Raw genomic sequence first — 17,037 nt, 5'->3', positions numbered from 1 at the left:
ACAATGCTTCCTTTCAATAATGTAATTGTTTGACTAATTTTTCAGGGATGCCATCTTTGAGGGCAGTCGTGCGGAAATCATCTTTGGATTTAACCGTATCTTTAGCAATTTTGGCCGCTCGTGAATAACCGACGACTTTGGACAAATCGGTCGCTAGTGACGTGCTGTTTTCGAGATTTTCGAGACAACGTTGCGGATCGGGTTCGAGGTCGACTAGGCAGTTGGTCACGAAAGTGTCAATGACCCGTGTTAAATATTGGAATGATTCGAGTAATTTATAGAAGATAACCGGTTCAAAAGCGTTTAATTCGAGTTGACCGGCTTCAACCGCCATTGAAATCGTGGTGTTGTTGCCAATCACTGCAAATGCGCATTGATTAACGATTTCAGGAATCACCGGATTAATTTTACCGGGCATGATTGAACTGCCGTTTTGTTTAGCAGGAATCCGATATTCGCCAATGCCAGATAAGGGACCTGAAGAGAGTAGGCGAATATCATTGGCAATTTTAGAAAGACTCAGTGCTAGTGTTTTAAGATTGTCGGCCAAAACGGCGTAACTTTCGACGTTTTGGGTGCCATCGATTAAATCTTGACTAGGTAAGAAATTAAAACCAGTCATTTCCCGGAGAATTTTAGCGGCCGTTTGTGGGAAATCAGGATGACTATTGAGACCAGTCCCGATAGCAGTACCGCCTAAGTTGATTCGCAATAATTCATTGGTCGCGTTTAGAATCCGTTGATGATTGCGACTGATCACCGTGTAGTAGGCGTGAATTTCATCACCGACTGATAAGGCAACCGCATCGTTGAGTTGGGTACGCCCTAATTTCATGACGTCTTGGTAGCGGTCCGATTTTTGTAAAAGGGTCGTTTCCAAATAATCCAATTGCGCCATTAATAGTGGCACTTTTTTAAGTAAGGTTAATTTACCGGCTGATGGGTAAACGTCGTTGGTTGATTGGCCTTTGTTGACGTGATCGTTAGGATGGACGATTGAATAATCACCACGAGTGCCACCAAGGTATTCGATGGCGCGATTGGCAATCACTTCGTTAGCATTCATATTGGAACTCGTACCAGCGCCACCTTGAAGGGGATCAACGATGAACTGGTCGTGTAACTTGCCGCCAATGATATCGTCGCAGGCGCGGACAATCGCAGTAGCAATTGCGGGTTCTAAAACGTTTAATTCTCGATTGGTCAAAGCGCAGGCCTTTTTAATTTCAGCGAGACTAATAATAAAATCAGTGTCTAATAAATTATCGGTAATTTTGAAATTTTCTTGCGCACGAGCGGCATTCACACCGTAATAAGCAGTATCTGCAATGTTCATTTCGCCAACGCTATCGCGTTCAATTCTTGTCATGTCGATTCCTCCAGAAATTAATTGTTAAGAACACCTTTATCTAAACATATTATTCAAAAAGTGTAAACGGTTACAAATGTGATTATCACTCACTTTTAATGGCTTTAACATTGAATTTTCGTTGAGATTAGAATGCGCTAATTTTCACGAAGCAATTCATTAGACAAATGGTGAATTGAGGCATTTCAGACGATTAATCATTATCGGTTGGACAAATGGTTTATAATAAACCTATCATTAATTTATTTTTGGAGGAATGCGTGCGATGCAAGATAACCGACGACGTGAGAGCCGCTTCAATAAGACCCGTTTTTTCTTTATCATTAAAGGGTTAGTTGTTGGGGTACTAGCGGGGATTGTGGTCAGTCTTTTTCGTCTATTAATCGAAAAAGGATTAGCGTTTTCGATTAATCTGTACCAACGCGCACAACAGGCGCCAAGTCTCTTACTGGTCGTGTTAGCGATTAGCGTGGTGTGCGGTTTAATCGTCGCCCATTTATTAAAACGGGAACCGAATATCAGTGGTTCGGGGATTCCACAAGTTGAAGGCCAATTAGCGGGTGAATTTGATTTGAAATGGTGGTCGATTCTTTGGCGAAAATTCGTCGGTGGGCTGTTAAGTTTAGCACCAGGTTTGTTTCTAGGGCGTGAAGGGCCTTCCATTCAACTCGGTGCAGCGGTCGGACAAGGCGTCGCTGAAACCTTACACAATAAGGGGACTGATCGGCGGTTGTTGATTGCTGGTGGGGCCGCGGCTGGCTTATCCGCCGCTTTCAATGCACCGATTGCTGGCACGTTATTTGTTTTAGAAGAGATCTATCATAATTTTTCACCACTTGTTTGGCTGACCGCTTTAACAAGTGCGTTGGCGGCTAACTTTGTGTCGTTAAATTTTTTCGGCTTAACACCGGTTTTACATATTGCGTACACCAAAAGTTTGCCGATTAATCAATATTGGCATTTGATTATTCTAGGGATTATTTTAGGTTTAGCGGGTTATCTCTACCAAAAAGTGTTGTTATGGATGCCACAATTTTATGCGCGCCTTAAAGTACCGCAACGCTACCGTGGATTAGTGCCGTTGATTTTAGTGATCCCGATTGGGTATTTTTGGCCCACTATTTTGGGCGGCGGGAATACCGTGATTACCCAATTAGGGCAACAGGTACCCAGTTTAAAAATCGTGATTGCGCTATTAGTGATTCGGTTTGTTTTTTCGATGATTTCGTATGGTTCCGGCTTACCGGGTGGGATATTTTTACCGATTCTATCGTTAGGCGCTTTAATTGGCGCTGTTTACGGCTTAACGATGATGCATTTAGGCCTATTGGCACCGAATTACGTGGTTAATTTGATGATTTTTTCAATGGGTGGCTATTTCGCCGGCATCGGGAAAGCACCGTTTACCGCCATCTTGTTGGTGACCGAAATGGTCGGTTCACTAACGCATCTGATGCCGTTGGCGATTTTATCGTTAATCGCGTACGTCGTCGTTGATTTAATGGGCGGTGCACCGATTTACGAATCACTATTGCAACGGTTAATTGGTAAGAGTGCGCCGCAAACTGAAGGTTATAGTGATCGACTAGAAGTACCGGTTTTTGTCGGCGCACCGTTAGAAGATCGGCAAGTGCGCGAATTAGATTGGCCCAAAGCCAGTTTATTGATCGCAATTCGGCGGGGTGAAACCGAATTAATTCCGCATGGGGATACCTTAATTCGCGCGGGCGATACCCTAGTTGTTTTGACCAAACATCAGTTACGCGCGTCGGTGAGACGTCAGATTGAATTGGCAGCGCAACAGTTGCAAGAAATCGATGAAAATCTCGTGAAATAATTGATAAAAATGTGGTGTCTGAATACTTTTTATGCTAAAGTATTAAAAGACAGTGTAGATAGAAAGGTAGGGGTTAGGTTGGAAAATCTTTTCCTGAACTTATTATTAATCGATTCAATCTTGATTGTAATTGCAGTCATGATGCAACCAAGTAAACAGCAAGATGCTTTGAGTGCTTTATCAGGCGGTGCTGGTGATTTATTTGGTAAACAAAAGGCACGGGGCTTTGAAGCTTTCATGCAAAAAGTCACAGTTGTCCTAGGCATTTTATTCTTCGTCTTTGCGTTAGCGTTGGTGTATCTTTCATCACACTAATTTAACAGGCGGATCGAATTCTAATAAGAACGTTGATGCGGTCTCCTGTTGAATGGCAGGAGACCTTTTTAAATGAATTTTGCCGGTAGGAGGCCGTGGTATGCGTTATCGATTACCAGAACCCTATTATTTTGAACAAGGCTCAATTGGCATCGTTTTACTACATGCTTATACCGGTAGTGCGAATGATGTTCGGATGTTAGGCCGCTCTTTAGAAAAGCAAAACTGGTCCGTATTAGCACCGAATTTTGCGGGTCACGCGACGTTTGAACCGTTGGATATTTTAAACGGCGGCAACGTCACGCTTTGGTGGCAAACAACCGTGACAGCGATTCAGCAGTTAAGCAAGGCCCATAAAAAGCCCATCTTTGTTTTCGGGTTGTCGTTAGGCGGGCTTTTTGCTTTGCGAGCACTTGAATTACTGCCGGAAGTGGTTGGTGGTGGGGTTTTTAGCACGCCGCTTCTAGAGGGTGTGCCAGCCAGTTTGACCCCGTTATTTCAACAATATGCACAAAAAGTGTATCAAGCGACGGCGGTGACTGAGGCGTTACAAATGGCCAAGTTAGCGCAGATTCGCCAACAATTACCACAACAATTAGCGCAAATCCAACAGTTTGGTCAGTTAGTTCAAACGGATTTAAATCAGATTGGCCCGAAACCCGTTTTTATTGGGCAGGGAGGCCACGATCAAGTCATTGATCCCAATCAAGCTAAACAATTGCAACAACGGTTGACCGACCTGGGTAGTCCAGTCGATTATCATTGGTACGCTGAGGCCGGTCACGTGATTACGGTTGATACCGCGCACCATCAATTAGAAGCAGACGTAACGGCGTTTATTAAGCGCTTTGAAAACAAGAAAGAGGTGTTGATATGACACAAGTTGAACAAATGAAATCAGCCATTATGGCCATTTTCGCCGCAGATGAAACGCAACAATTAAACGTATCAGAAATCAGTGAACGGATTGGTGTCAGTGGTTCACAAGATTTTAAAGACTTAGTTAAAGTGATGGCCGATTTAGAAGCCGCTAAAACATTAAACATGGATGAAGCCGGCAAGTTTAGAATGCCAGCCACTCAACGACGTGTTGAAGGGGTTTTTCACGCCAACGAACGCGGTTTTGGGTTTGTTTCGCTCCCCGTTGATAATACGGATCCCGATATTTTTATCGCGCCACCGAATACCAATTTTGCAATGAACGGCGATACCGTCGAAGTTGAAATTGTTAAAGAGGCCGAAGAAAATAGTCGTCGTGGCCCTGAAGGTAAGATTGTCAACGTCATTACTCGTGGGATTGAAGAAATTGTCGGTGAATTTATGCCTTATTCCGATATTCAAAAAGAAAAAACCGGTTTGATTGGTTACATTCAAAGTCACGCCAAAAAATTGAGTACTTATTTAATTTATTTAACGGACAATGGGTTACATCCTCAAAAAGGCGATATGGTTCAAGTCGATATTACGAAATACCCAAGTGTTGAAGCACCCGGTCAAATGCGCGGGATTGCCAAACAAGTTTTAGGCAATAAAAACGATCCTGGTGTCGATGTCTTATCGATTGTTTATCAACATGATATTAAAACAGACTTCCCTGAAGAAGTTCGGTTACAATCTGAATCCGTACCGGATACGGTTTTAGAATCCGATAAAGTTGGTCGCAAAGATTTAACGAACCAAGACGTGGTGACAATTGATGGCGACGATTCAAAAGATTTCGATGACGCGGTTAATGTCCGTAAATTAGCGAATGGTCATTTCCATTTAGGCGTGCACATTGCCGATGTCAGCTATTATGTAACGGAAGGCTCACCACTGGATGTTGAAGCGCTAGAACGTGGGACGAGTACTTATTTAACGGATCGTGTGATTCCAATGTTACCTTTCCGGTTATCAAATGGGATCTGTTCTTTAAATCCAGATGTTGAACGTTTGGCTTTAACGTGTGAAATGGAAATTGACGAACACGGTCAAGTCGTTGAACACCACATTTTCCCAAGTGTGATTAAATCAACTGCTCGGATGACTTACAATAACGTCAATCATATTTTAACGGATCAAGATGCTGATCTTCGTCAACAATACGCGGCCTTAGTACCGATGTTTGAAGATATGTCTGAATTACACGAAATTTTATTGAAGAAACGCCATAATCGCGGTGCAATTGATTTCGAAGAAGACGAAGCTAAGATTATCGTCGATGAAAACGGTAAAGCGATTGACATCGAATTACGTTCACGCGGGTTATCGGAACGCATGATTGAATCATTCATGTTAGCTGCCAATGAAACGGTTGCTGAACATTACAGCACGGCTCATGCGCCATTCTTATACCGGATTCACGAAACACCAGATAGCGAAAAGATGAAGAAATTCTTTGAATTTATTACGGCTTATGGCATTCAGATCCAAGGCTCAAGTCAAAAAGTGACACCAATGATGTTACAAGAAGTCTTGACTCAAATTGAAGGTCAACCAGAACAACCCATCATTACAACGATGTTATTGAGAAGTATGCAACAAGCACATTATTCAGACGAATCATTAGGCCATTTTGGTTTAGCGGCTGAATTTTACACGCATTTCACATCACCAATTCGTCGTTATCCCGATTTAATGGTTCATCGTTTAATTCACGAATATGCTAAAAATGGCATGACAACTGAAGAAAAGGCGAAGTGGGAACCTAAACTAGCCCCAATCGGTGAACAAACTTCAATCGAAGAACGTCGCTCAATTGATACTGAACGGGAAGTCGTTGATCTTAAAAAAGCTGAATTTATGTTAGATAAAGTTGGTAATGAATACGATGCCGTCATCAGTTCAGTCACTAGCTTTGGGATGTTCATCGCCTTACCAACCACGGTTGAAGGACTTGTGCACATTTCACAGATGAAAGACGATTATTACAGCTTTGTTGAGAGTCAATTAGCTTTAGTTGGCGATCGGACACACAAGATGTATCGAATTGGCCAACCCGTTCGAGTGAAGGTTGCAAATGTTGACCTCGATGCGCATTCAGTTGATTTTGAACTCTTGAAGACCGAGGACGTTCCCTTGGCTTCTGCTGAGATATTGAGTAGAATAGAACCAAGACCTAAACGGCCAATGCGCCCACGTGATAATGAAAAGAGTGGCGACAAACGCAATCGTCATTTTGACAATAAAAAGAATAACGGTCGGCGCCCAGCGCCAGCCAAAGATTCACAAAAACGTACTTTTAAAAAGTAGGTGATTAAATGGCAAAGAAACATCCGCAAAAACCAGCAAACCTGATTGCTCAAAATAAAAAAGCTGGTCATGATTACAGCATTTTAGAAACATTTGAAGCCGGATTAGTGTTGACTGGGACCGAGATTAAATCGGTTCGTAAAGGTAAAATTAATTTACGGGATGGATTTGCCCGGGTCCGCAATGGTGAAGCTTATTTAGAAAACGTCCATATTAGCCCCTACGAACAGGGCAACCAATTTAATCATGATCCACTACGGAATCGTAAGTTGTTATTGCACCGTAAAGAGATTGATAAATTAGTGGGCATTACTAAGAATAAAGGTATCACGATTGTCCCGTTAAAGGTCTATTTAAAACATGGTTTTGCGAAGGTGTTAATTGGTGTTGGTCAAGGGAAACATGAATATGACAAACGCGAAACATTAAAACGCAAAGAACAAGATCGTGAAATGGCCAGAGTGTTAAAAAATCGATGATCAATTCATTAAAATCTCGTTTAACCTGACTCCTAGGTTGACGAGATTTTTTGTTCAACTGCACAGAAGGATTGGTTGTTTTTAGAGATAACAGTTTGAGCGGTCAATTATCAAGCCGGATTAGCGTCGGCTAAAGTTTAAATTTATTACACAAAAAATATAAATGTCGTTAAACTGTAATATAACGTCATAAATCTGCAATCTAATAGGGCCACTTCTTGGGTATAATCGACTCTGGGTTATGAATGGAGGAGTTTAACAAGATGCGATTTAAAAGACTAGCGTTGATTGTTGTCACAGGATTAGTTGCAATGGTAACGATGGTAACATCTGTTAGTGCTGCCAGCTTGAGTGAATTAAAAGATCAAGAAAGCAGTACACAAAAAGATATTTCAGAAACAAATTCAAAGATTCAGGTGACGTTAACGAGTGTTAATGCACAATATCAAAAAGTCGATCAATTAAAAACTAAAATTGCTGATAATGAAGCTAGCATTACGAATGCTAAAAAGGTTTTGAAAAAGCAAGCGGTCTTATTAGCGAAACGTGAAACTTATGCTAAAGAACGGTTACAATCGTTGCAACAAAGTGCTGACGATCGCAACGTCGTTAACGCGTTGTTATCAGCTGATTCGTTGAGCGATTTCTTCAACCGGGCGTATGCATTAACGGTACTTCAATCGGCTGATAATCAAAATATGGATGAATTAGTCCAAAGCTATCATGATACGAAAGTGGTTCAAGAACGTTTAGAAACGAGTAAAACTAATTTAGATCAAGAAAAAATCGAATTAGACCAACAGACAACGACATTGCAAACGCAAATTGATCAGATGAAGACTAACTTAAGTCAAAGTCGAGATAAATTAGCTAAGATTGCGCAAGAAAAGAGCACTGAAGAAGCTAAAATTGCGGCAGAACAGGCAGCAGCTGCTAAGGCTGCTGAACAAGCCAAAGCCGCTACGACCGTTGCTAAGGTGACGGATACAAGTAGTAGCGATACTGCCGCTAAGCAACAGGCTAGTTTAGCCGATAAAGCGAGCGGTAAGGCCGGTCAAACAATTCAGGTCCAAGCAACTGCCTATTCAATTGCAACGCCGGGTATGGGTCGTTACGGCGCAACTGGGATTGATTTAATGAAGAACCCGAACTGTATTGCGGTTGACCCAAGTGTCATTCCGTTAGGATCATTGGTAATGGTGCCAGGTTATGGGTATGCCATTGCGGGTGATACCGGTGGTGCGATTAAAGGTCACATTATCGATGTTCATTTTCCAACGGTCGGCCAATGTGTTAGTTGGGGTCGTCGGAGCGTCGCAATTACGATTGTACAATAATTAAAATAAATCACGATTAAACGACAATCAGATTTCTGATGTCGTTTTTTTTGATGGAGACTAAGTACTTGCATCTGTTAATAAAACATGCTATTACTTACTAGAGACTCGTAATGAATTCGCTTTAATGATTGAAAATAGTGTGAAAATGGGTTTGATTTCATTAAGAAAAAATAAATTTTTTTATTAAAACCAAAGATCATTTTCATGATAATGTTGATACAGCAAGGTTTTTATCTTTGAACTTACTTATTTGTTTTGTAAATGAGCTGTAAAGTGAGTTGAAATATATCTTTTAATGCTATAAACTATTATTATCGCTTTAAGTCATAATTATTACCAATTGTGTCAAATTTTGATAAGGATTATATATTGAGGCTTATCGAATAAGTGCGGGAATAAAGATTCGAAATCGGTAATCCGTTTAGGGATTATTGGGCTCAGAATTTTGTAGGAGGAAGAATATGGATGTAGTAGACAAGTCCGATTTAATCGGCAGCACGTGGTCAGATTTTATGGAATTTGCGGGGTTATACCGCTGGTTAATTAATAACTTAAGTGAATGCATGAGTAAGGAAAGCCAGAAATATGGGTTATCTTTTGATCAATTTTTGGTCATGCACGAAATTCAAAATGCTAATAATGAAACAACAAATAGTGCTTTAGCTGAAAAGATGCAAGTCAGTCGTTCTGCAATCTCACGTCAATGCCGTTCATTACGGAAGATGGCGTTCATTGCTGAACAATCTGATGAAAATGATCAACGAATTCGTCGTGTTCATTTAACGGATAACGGGATGCAAGTTTATCGTCATTTATTATTCTATTATCTCGATCTTTATAACGACTTAAAAGAAGAAATTGGTGAAGATAAGGTTGAAGCAACCATTGGTCAAAGTAAAGAAATCTTTGAACGTATGGTGACCATCAACAGCAACCGACCCGAAGCTAAATAAAGTGCCATAAAAAAATCCGATTAATCCTGAGTTTGGGACTAATCGGATTTTTAATTGGTATCTTGATTGATAAAGTCATGTGATTTTTTGTAACGCGAATCAGTATCGGTCGATGACTATCTTTGATAGAATAGGGATAGTGGTTTGACAACAAGGAGGAACAAAATGAGTTCTCAAAAAAAATTATTATTAATTGATGGTAATAGTGTAGCCTTTCGCGCTTTTTTTGCAATGCACCAGGCGTTAGATCATTTTACCAATCAAGATGGGTTACATACTAATGCGATTTATGCGTTTAAAAATATGCTTGATATTATTTTGAAAAAAATTGAACCGAGTCACGTGTTAGTAGCGTTCGATGCGGGTAAGACGACCTTTAGAACGGCTGAATTTAGTGATTATAAAGCGGGCCGCTCTAAAACGCCGCCCGAATTATCAGAACAGTTTCCGTATATTCGAGAATTGTTGAGTGCGTATGGGATTCAATCGTATGATTTAGATAATTTTGAAGCGGATGATATTATTGGCACTTTGGCGAAAGAAGCCGAGGCAGCCGGCTTTACCGTTGATATTGTCACTGGTGACCGCGATTTAACCCAGTTAACGACTGATAAGACGACCGTTAACATCACGGTTAAAGGTGTTAACGAAATCGAAGCCTATACGCCAGAACACGTTCAAGAAAAGTTGGGATTATTGCCGAGTCAGATTATCGATTTAAAGGGTTTGATGGGTGATACCTCTGACAATTATCCGGGCGTCACTAAAGTGGGCGAAAAAACGGCCTTAAAATTATTGGCCGCTCACGAGAGTATCGAAGGGGTCTATGAACACGTCGATGAAATGAAAGCTAGCAAGTTAAAAGAACATTTAATTGAAGATCGCGATCAAGCATTTATGAGTAAGATGTTGGCCACGATTCGTCGGGATGCGCCGTTAACCGTCGGTATTGATGATCTCGCTTATAATGGTCCGGATTTAGAGACCTTAATTGCGTTCTATCAAGCGATGAATTTCAAATCATTTTTGAATCAGTTGAACGTCACTTCAGAAGAAGCCGTGCCAGTTGAATCGTATGATTATACGGTTTTAACCAATGATAATTTAACGCTTCTTTCTGAATTAACGGGCACCGCTACATTTGGGATTGAAATGTTAACGGATAATTATCATACGGCCGAGATGATTGGTTTCTACGTTGGTACGCCAAAACACTGGTACGTCAGCGATGATGTGGCTTTATTAGCAGAACCAATTTTTAAAGATTGGTTGGAAGATGCTGACCAAACAAAAGCCGTATTTGATGTTAAACGGAATCAAGTAGCGGCTAGTCGCTTAGGGATTGAATTGGCAGGGGTTGAATTTGATTTATTGCTCGCGTCATATTTATTAAATACGACCAATAACAGTAATGACTTAGGAACGCTCGCTAATTTACACGACTATCAAAACGTGCAAACGGATGAACAAGTTTACGGTAAAGGGGCTAAACGGGCGCTACCCGAAGAACTAACCACGTTCTATCAACATTTAGTTCAAAAGGCAGCGGCGATTAATCAATTACAACCCCAATTAGTCGCTCAGTTAAAGGAACATCAACAATTTGATTTATTCACTGATATGGAATTACCGTTAGCGTTGGTCTTAGCGCGGATGGAAATTACTGGTATTAAAGTGGATGCCAGTTGCTTACAACAAATGGGTTCTGAATTTATTCAAACGTTAAAGATATTGGAAGAAAAAGTTTATGCCGAAGCTGGGGAAACCTTTAACATCAACTCTCCTAAACAGTTAGGGGTCATTTTATTTGAAAAAATGGGCTTACCAGTGATTAAGAAAACCAAAACGGGTTATTCAACTGCGGTTGATGTACTTGAACAACTCCGTAAAGATGCGCCGATTGTCCAAACCATTTTGGATTATCGCCAGATTGCTAAGATTCAATCGACCTACGTTGAAGGGTTATTGAAATCGATTCATCAAGACAATAAAGTGCATACGCGTTATTTACAGACTTTAACGCAAACCGGTCGTTTATCATCGGTTGATCCTAACTTACAAAATATTCCGGTCCGGGTGGCCGAAGGGCGTAAGATTCGCCAAGCGTTTGTCCCTAGTCAACCAGGTTGGCAACTATTTTCTTCCGATTATTCCCAAATTGAATTGCGCGTTTTAGCCCATATTTCGGGTGATGTTAACATGCAAGAAGCCTTTAAAGAAAATCGGGATATCCATGCCAATACAGCGATGAAGATTTTTGGCTTAACCAGCGCGGATCAAGTGACACCAGATATGCGGCGTCAAGCGAAAGCGACAAACTTTGGGATTGTTTACGGGATTAGTGACTACGGGTTATCGCAAAATATTGGGATTACCCGTCAACAGGCTAAAAGTTTCATTGAAGCCTATTTCGAACAATATCCAGGTGTTCAACAATTCATGGTCGATATTGTCAAAAAGGCGCGTGAAGAAGGTTACGTTGAAACGCTATTCCATCGTCGTCGGTATTTACCGGATATTCACGCTAAAAGCTTTAATCTGCGGTCGTTTGCCGAACGGACTGCGATGAACACGCCCATTCAAGGTAGTGCGGCCGATATTATCAAAGTGGCCATGATTTTGATGCAACAAGAATTAACCAAGGCTAACTTACAGGCTAAAATGTTGTTACAGGTCCATGATGAATTGATTTTTGAAGCACCAGAAGCAGAAATACCAATTCTACAAAAATTGGTGCCCAGTGTGATGGATTCGGCGGTTAGTTTAGCCGTACCGTTAAAAGTGGAAAGTGGTTTTGGCCCCACTTGGTATGATATTAAGAAATAAGGTGGAAAACAATGCCAGAATTACCAGAGGTTGAAAATGTTCGGCGTGGTTTAGCAGAATTAGTCATTGGTAAAACCGTCAAAGACATCCAAATTTTATGGTCTAAAATTGTCGTTAATCCTGATGAAGTCTTTTTAGACGGCTTAGTGGATCGGCAAATTATCGGTGTCGATCGGCGGGGCAAATATTTATTGATTCGATTTGATCACGATTTAACGGTCGTTAGCCATCTGCGGATGGAAGGTAAATACGAAGTGGATGATCAAAGTGCACCCGTCACCAAGCACACCCACGTGATTTTTGAGATGACTGATGGGACGCAATTACGTTATTTAGACACGCGTAAATTTGGCCGGATGCAGTTGATTGAAACCGGCCAAGAAATGACGGTTGCTGGGCTGAAAACCTTGGGACCCGAACCGACACCGGCGACGTTTGACGTGCACCAGTTTTATCAAGCGTTACAAAAACACCATAAAGCCATCAAACCGTTATTGTTGGATCAAAAAGTGGTGAGCGGCTTAGGTAATATTTATGTGGATGAAACATTGTGGTTGAGCCAGATTCATCCGGAAACACCGGCTGATTTATTAACGCAAGCGGAAGTTCAAAAACTCCACGATGACATCATTACTGAATTGCAATTAGCGATTAATAGTGGTGGCACAACCGTCAATACCTTTTTGAACGCGACCGGACATGCTGGTGCTTTCCAAGAGATGTTGCATGTTTATGGTAAAAAAGGGGAACCGTGCGAACGTTGTCAGACGCCGATTGAAAAAATAAAGGTCGCCCAACGTGGTACACACTTTTGTCCGCATTGTCAGATTAGAAAAGAGGCGCGTTAATGACCTATTTTTTAGGGTTAACGGGCGGAATTGCGACGGGCAAATCGGCAGCTTCTACCCTTTTTAAAACACTAGGGGTACCGGTGATTGATGCGGATCAAGTGGCCCATCAAGTGATGGCGGAAAATCAAACGGTTAAAGAACAAATTGCAGCCACTTTTGGGGATTCGTTAGTGATTGATGGTCAAGTTGATCGTCACAAATTAGGACAACTCGTTTTTGGACAACCGACAGCCTTAGCGCAGTTGAACGCGATTACCGCACCGGTTATTCGCCAGGCCTTGATTGCACAGATGGCCGCGATTAAGCAAGCCTCAGTTGTGGTGGTTGATATTCCGTTGTTGTATGAACAAGGTTACGCCGAATTATTCGATGGTGTAGCTGTGGTGGCCGTCTCACATGCGACGCAATTGGCACGGTTGATGGCCCGTAATCAGCTAACGGCTGAAGCGGCTGAATTACGAATCGCTAGTCAGTTGCCGTTGGCTGAAAAGCGAGCGCAGGCCGATTATATATTAGAGAATGAAGGGTCGTTAGCAACACTACAGGCGCAAATTGATAGTTTATTAACGAAAATCACTGATTAGTTAAAAAATCCCGACTAAATTAAACTTTGGTCGGGATTTTTGACGATTCAACATTTAGTGAATTTGCGTGTTCATGGTATAATAACCAAGATAAGATGGGTTTATACTAAACTAAAATAAAAGCTTAATTTAAGAATAGAAGGTGTCACTATGTTATGTCCGCATTGTCATCAAAATAGTTCACGGGTGATTGACAGTCGACCAACCGATGAGGGGCGTGTTATTCGTCGTCGCCGTGAATGTGAAAACTGTCGTTTCCGGTTTACAACGTTTGAACGCGTTGAACAAACACCATTATTGGTGATTAAGAAAAACGGGACGCGCGAAGAATTTAATCGCGATAAGTTATTACGCGGGTTGATTCGGGCGGCTGAAAAACGGCCGGTTACGATGGAACAAATGACGGAAATCGTCGACGATGTCGAAAATAAAATTCGAGCATTAGGTGAAAATGAAGTGTCGTCACAAGCCGTTGGGGAATACGTGATGGCACTATTGCCAGAAATTGATGAGATTGCCTATATTCGTTTTGCCAGTGTTTATCGACAATTCAAAGATATGAATGTCTTCATGAAAGAATTACAAGATATGATGAAAAAAGAAAAAGCAAAAGAATCAAAATAAGGGAAGGACGTTTTTATGGCTGATGCATTTGATTTTTTAAGTCCAAAAGACGGCTTTTTGGTGACGAAAGCAAACTACTTAACTGATTTCGACCAAACGGTGGTGACGTATTTGTATCAACCGTTGATGGGTGCCGTTGCCTATAGTCTTTATTTGTTATTGTGGAGTCAAGTGAAGGATGTTGCGAGCCAACATCAATTTCAAACCCACGCAACGCTATTGAATTTATTGAGTGTCGATTTACCAGCGTTCTATGACGGCCGCAGTAAATTAGAGGCATTAGGCTTAATCCGGACGTATCAAAAAAATGGTGAAGCAGGCCGCCAATTGGTTTATGAACTATACGCGCCAATGAAACCAGATGTTTTTTTTAAAGACGATCTATTGAGCGTTGTGTTGTATGAATCGGTTGGCGAGAAGCGGTTTATCGAATTGCGGGAGCGGTTTAAGCTCCAACCGGTACGTTCACAAGATTATAAAGAAGTCAGTAAGAACTTTTTAACCGTCTTCCACGTTCAAAATGACCATTTGCTAAATACACCAGATGGCGTGGCAGAAACGAAGAGCCTTTATCAGCAGAAATCGCCGAATAAACCTAGTTTTAGCGCGCTTGAGTTACAGACGTTTGATTGGGAACTGTTGCAAGATGTGTTAGGGCAACGGCAGATTTCACCCGACGAAGTGCTACGCAATGAACAACGGTTATTTAATTTACATTATTTCTACGGCTTAGACGAAATAACCCTCGCGAACTTAATGGGCACGACGATGGATGCCAGAGACAATACGTTGAATATGGAGGTGCTTGAACAAAATGTTCTGGGCAACTATACGCGCCGCCACGCCGCTCAAAATAAAGTAGCGACTGATTCTAAATATACCTTAAGTGAATTACAAAAGCAGGGGCAGCAGGCCAAGTTTAACGAACAAGAAATGCAGTGGTTAACAGACAGCCAACGCTATCTACCGGTCGATTATTTGAACGATTTAAAGCAGAAAAAACACGGCTACGTCGCTAAAAATGAAATTCGGGCGCTAAAAGATTTGCAAGGACGCTATATTTTTAGTAACGATGTGCTCAACATTTTAGTGGCGTACATTACTGAACGTTATGAAGGTTTGACGCAAGCCTTGTTGGATCGGATTGCTAATCAGTGGGCGCAAAAAGGGGTTCAAACACCGGTTGATGCCATTCAGCAGATTCGTCAGTTCCAAACCGCGCAAACTGATAAAGCGAAGACGAAACAAAATAATCGTTATCAAACAAAACCGACGAAACAAGAAACCGTGCCGAAGTGGGCGCAACCCGATTATCAGGCACCCAAGGAAACAACAACTAAGGCCGATCAGAATCAAGTCGATCAATTGCTCAAAAAAATTCGTGAAGGGCGGGGAGAATAATGGAAGATATGAAAAAAGGACTCATTGAACAGATGAATCGTCGCCAGTTAAACCAACGTTTCAATCAATTGGTTGAATCCGCCTTACAAGATCCGGATGTGCAAGCTTTTATTGAGGCGAATCAGGATCGGCTGACTCAGGAGACGGTCACGCGGAGCGCCGCTAAAATCTACGAATACGTTAATGAAAAACAGAAATTAGCCAACGGTCAAACGACGTTAGCGCCCGGATACGCGCCCAAGCTGGTTTTAATCAATCATTTTATTGATGTGAGTTATGAACCAACGGCCTCGCTAATGAAGCAGCGGGAACAACAAGCTTTAAAGGCCCGGGTTAAATCGATTAATATGCCTAAAGATATTGTGGATGCCAATTTGGCCCAATACGATATCAATGAACGTAAGTTACCGTTAGTGACGGCGCTGCAATTTATTGAAGATATCAAAAACGCTCCAACGATTTACCACCAAGGCTTATACCTATGTGGTAAATTCGGGGTTGGTAAAACTTATCTGCTAGGCGCTTTGGCCAATGAACTCGCGTTAGACGGGTTTGAAACCACCTTGATTCATTTTCCGACCTTTGCGGTTGAAATGAAAAATGCGATTGGTCAAAATAACGTGCTAGATAAAGTTAACGTGATTAAAAAAGCGCCAATTTTGATGATTGATGACATTGGGGCTGATGCATTGAGCGCGTGGATTCGGGATGAGGTGCTTGGGATTATCTTGCAATATCGGATGCAAGAACAACTGCCGACTTTCTTCAGTTCCAACTTTACGATGGACGAACTCGAACAACATTTAACCACCAGCCAACGGGGGGATAATGAACCCGTTAAAGCCGGGCGAATTATGCAACGAGTTCGTTATTTGGCGAAAGAAGTTGAAGTATCTGGGCATAATCGTCGGTTAAATTAAGCTGATTAGGGGTTGCATAACGACGATGAAAGTGGTTTAATGAGTTTAATCAATGATAAAAGACACCTATTGAATGCAGGATTGATCAGAGAGAAAAACAGCGCTGAAAGTTTTTCAAAAGCACATTTAATGGACCACTTTTTGAGAGTTATCGTAAGATCGGGTCGTTACCGTTAAAGACGCTAAAGCTGGAGCCCAATTATTTTTGGGTTCAAGATGGGTGGAACCGCGAAATCAATTCGTCCCTGAGGTACATTTTTATATGTATCTCAGGGACTTTTTTTATTGTTGATAACCAAAAATAAAG

At 41.5% G+C, this 17,037-nt stretch carries 14 protein-coding genes; 13 read left to right on the top strand and 1 reads right to left on the bottom strand.

Features of this window, described 5'->3' with window-relative positions; all coding sequences use genetic code 11:
* Positions 1 to 13: 13 nt before the first annotated feature.
* Positions 14 to 1,369: an aspartate ammonia-lyase gene (locus tag LFUMFP_RS07650; protein WP_025083167.1), complete on the bottom strand. Its 1,356-nt coding sequence runs from the start codon at positions 1,367 to 1,369 to the stop codon at positions 14 to 16.
* Positions 1,370 to 1,634: 265 nt separating this feature from the next.
* Between LFUMFP_RS07650 and LFUMFP_RS07645 the strand changes: the two genes are divergently transcribed.
* The 13 genes from LFUMFP_RS07645 to dnaI all read left to right on the top strand — a co-directional run bounded on the left by LFUMFP_RS07645 (position 1,635) and on the right by dnaI (position 16,730).
* Positions 1,635 to 3,206: a ClC family H(+)/Cl(-) exchange transporter gene (locus tag LFUMFP_RS07645; protein WP_025083168.1), complete on the top strand. Its 1,572-nt coding sequence runs from the start codon at positions 1,635 to 1,637 to the stop codon at positions 3,204 to 3,206.
* 78 nt (positions 3,207 to 3,284) lie between these two features.
* Positions 3,285 to 3,521, top strand: coding sequence for a preprotein translocase subunit SecG (gene secG / locus LFUMFP_RS07640; protein WP_025083169.1), 237 nt, complete (start codon positions 3,285 to 3,287; stop codon positions 3,519 to 3,521).
* Positions 3,522 to 3,621: 100 nt separating this feature from the next.
* On the top strand, positions 3,622 to 4,398 hold the full coding sequence (locus LFUMFP_RS07635) for an alpha/beta hydrolase (RefSeq protein ID WP_025083170.1): 777 nt from the start codon (positions 3,622 to 3,624) through the stop codon (positions 4,396 to 4,398).
* Positions 4,395 to 6,752, top strand: coding sequence for a ribonuclease R (gene rnr, locus LFUMFP_RS07630; protein ID WP_056950182.1), 2,358 nt, complete (start codon positions 4,395 to 4,397; stop codon positions 6,750 to 6,752). Before LFUMFP_RS07635 ends, rnr begins: the two co-directional genes overlap by 4 nt.
* Before the next feature lie 8 nt (positions 6,753 to 6,760).
* Positions 6,761 to 7,231: an SsrA-binding protein SmpB gene (gene smpB, locus LFUMFP_RS07625; RefSeq protein ID WP_025083171.1), complete on the top strand. Its 471-nt coding sequence runs from the start codon at positions 6,761 to 6,763 to the stop codon at positions 7,229 to 7,231.
* A 263-nt stretch (positions 7,232 to 7,494) separates the two neighbouring features.
* Positions 7,495 to 8,568, top strand: a complete 1,074-nt coding sequence (locus tag LFUMFP_RS07620; protein ID WP_025083172.1) for a 3D domain-containing protein — start codon at positions 7,495 to 7,497, stop codon at positions 8,566 to 8,568.
* Between the two features lie 464 nt (positions 8,569 to 9,032).
* The gene (locus LFUMFP_RS07615) at positions 9,033 to 9,524 is read left to right on the top strand and encodes a transcriptional regulator, SarA/Rot family (RefSeq protein ID WP_106483365.1); all 492 of its coding nucleotides are present in this window, start codon (positions 9,033 to 9,035) and stop codon (positions 9,522 to 9,524) included.
* Positions 9,525 to 9,689: 165 nt separating this feature from the next.
* Positions 9,690 to 12,350: a DNA polymerase I gene (gene polA, locus LFUMFP_RS07610; RefSeq protein WP_106483364.1), complete on the top strand. Its 2,661-nt coding sequence runs from the start codon at positions 9,690 to 9,692 to the stop codon at positions 12,348 to 12,350.
* 11 nt (positions 12,351 to 12,361) lie between these two features.
* Positions 12,362 to 13,198, top strand: coding sequence for a DNA-formamidopyrimidine glycosylase (gene mutM, locus LFUMFP_RS07605; protein ID WP_025083174.1), 837 nt, complete (start codon positions 12,362 to 12,364; stop codon positions 13,196 to 13,198).
* Positions 13,198 to 13,785 carry a dephospho-CoA kinase gene (gene coaE, locus LFUMFP_RS07600; RefSeq protein ID WP_056950176.1) on the top strand — a complete coding sequence of 196 codons (588 nt, stop codon included), beginning with the start codon at positions 13,198 to 13,200 and terminating at the stop codon, positions 13,783 to 13,785. The genes mutM and coaE overlap by 1 nt, the downstream gene beginning before the upstream one ends.
* A gap of 150 nt (positions 13,786 to 13,935) precedes the next feature.
* Positions 13,936 to 14,409: a transcriptional regulator NrdR gene (gene nrdR / locus LFUMFP_RS07595; RefSeq protein WP_025083175.1), complete on the top strand. Its 474-nt coding sequence runs from the start codon at positions 13,936 to 13,938 to the stop codon at positions 14,407 to 14,409.
* Between the two features lie 15 nt (positions 14,410 to 14,424).
* A complete protein-coding gene (locus tag LFUMFP_RS07590; protein ID WP_106483363.1) occupies positions 14,425 to 15,810 on the top strand; it encodes a replication initiation and membrane attachment family protein in 1,386 nt (461 codons plus the stop codon).
* Positions 15,810 to 16,730, top strand: a complete 921-nt coding sequence (gene dnaI, locus LFUMFP_RS07585) for a primosomal protein DnaI (RefSeq protein ID WP_025083176.1) — start codon at positions 15,810 to 15,812, stop codon at positions 16,728 to 16,730. Before LFUMFP_RS07590 ends, dnaI begins: the two co-directional genes overlap by 1 nt.
* The last annotated feature ends 307 nt before the right edge of the window (positions 16,731 to 17,037 follow it).

The sequence above is a fragment of the Latilactobacillus fuchuensis genome, from assembly GCF_900258455.1.
GTDB lineage: Bacteria > Bacillota > Bacilli > Lactobacillales > Lactobacillaceae > Latilactobacillus > Latilactobacillus fuchuensis.
This window is presented reverse-complemented; position numbering and strand designations above follow the sequence as displayed.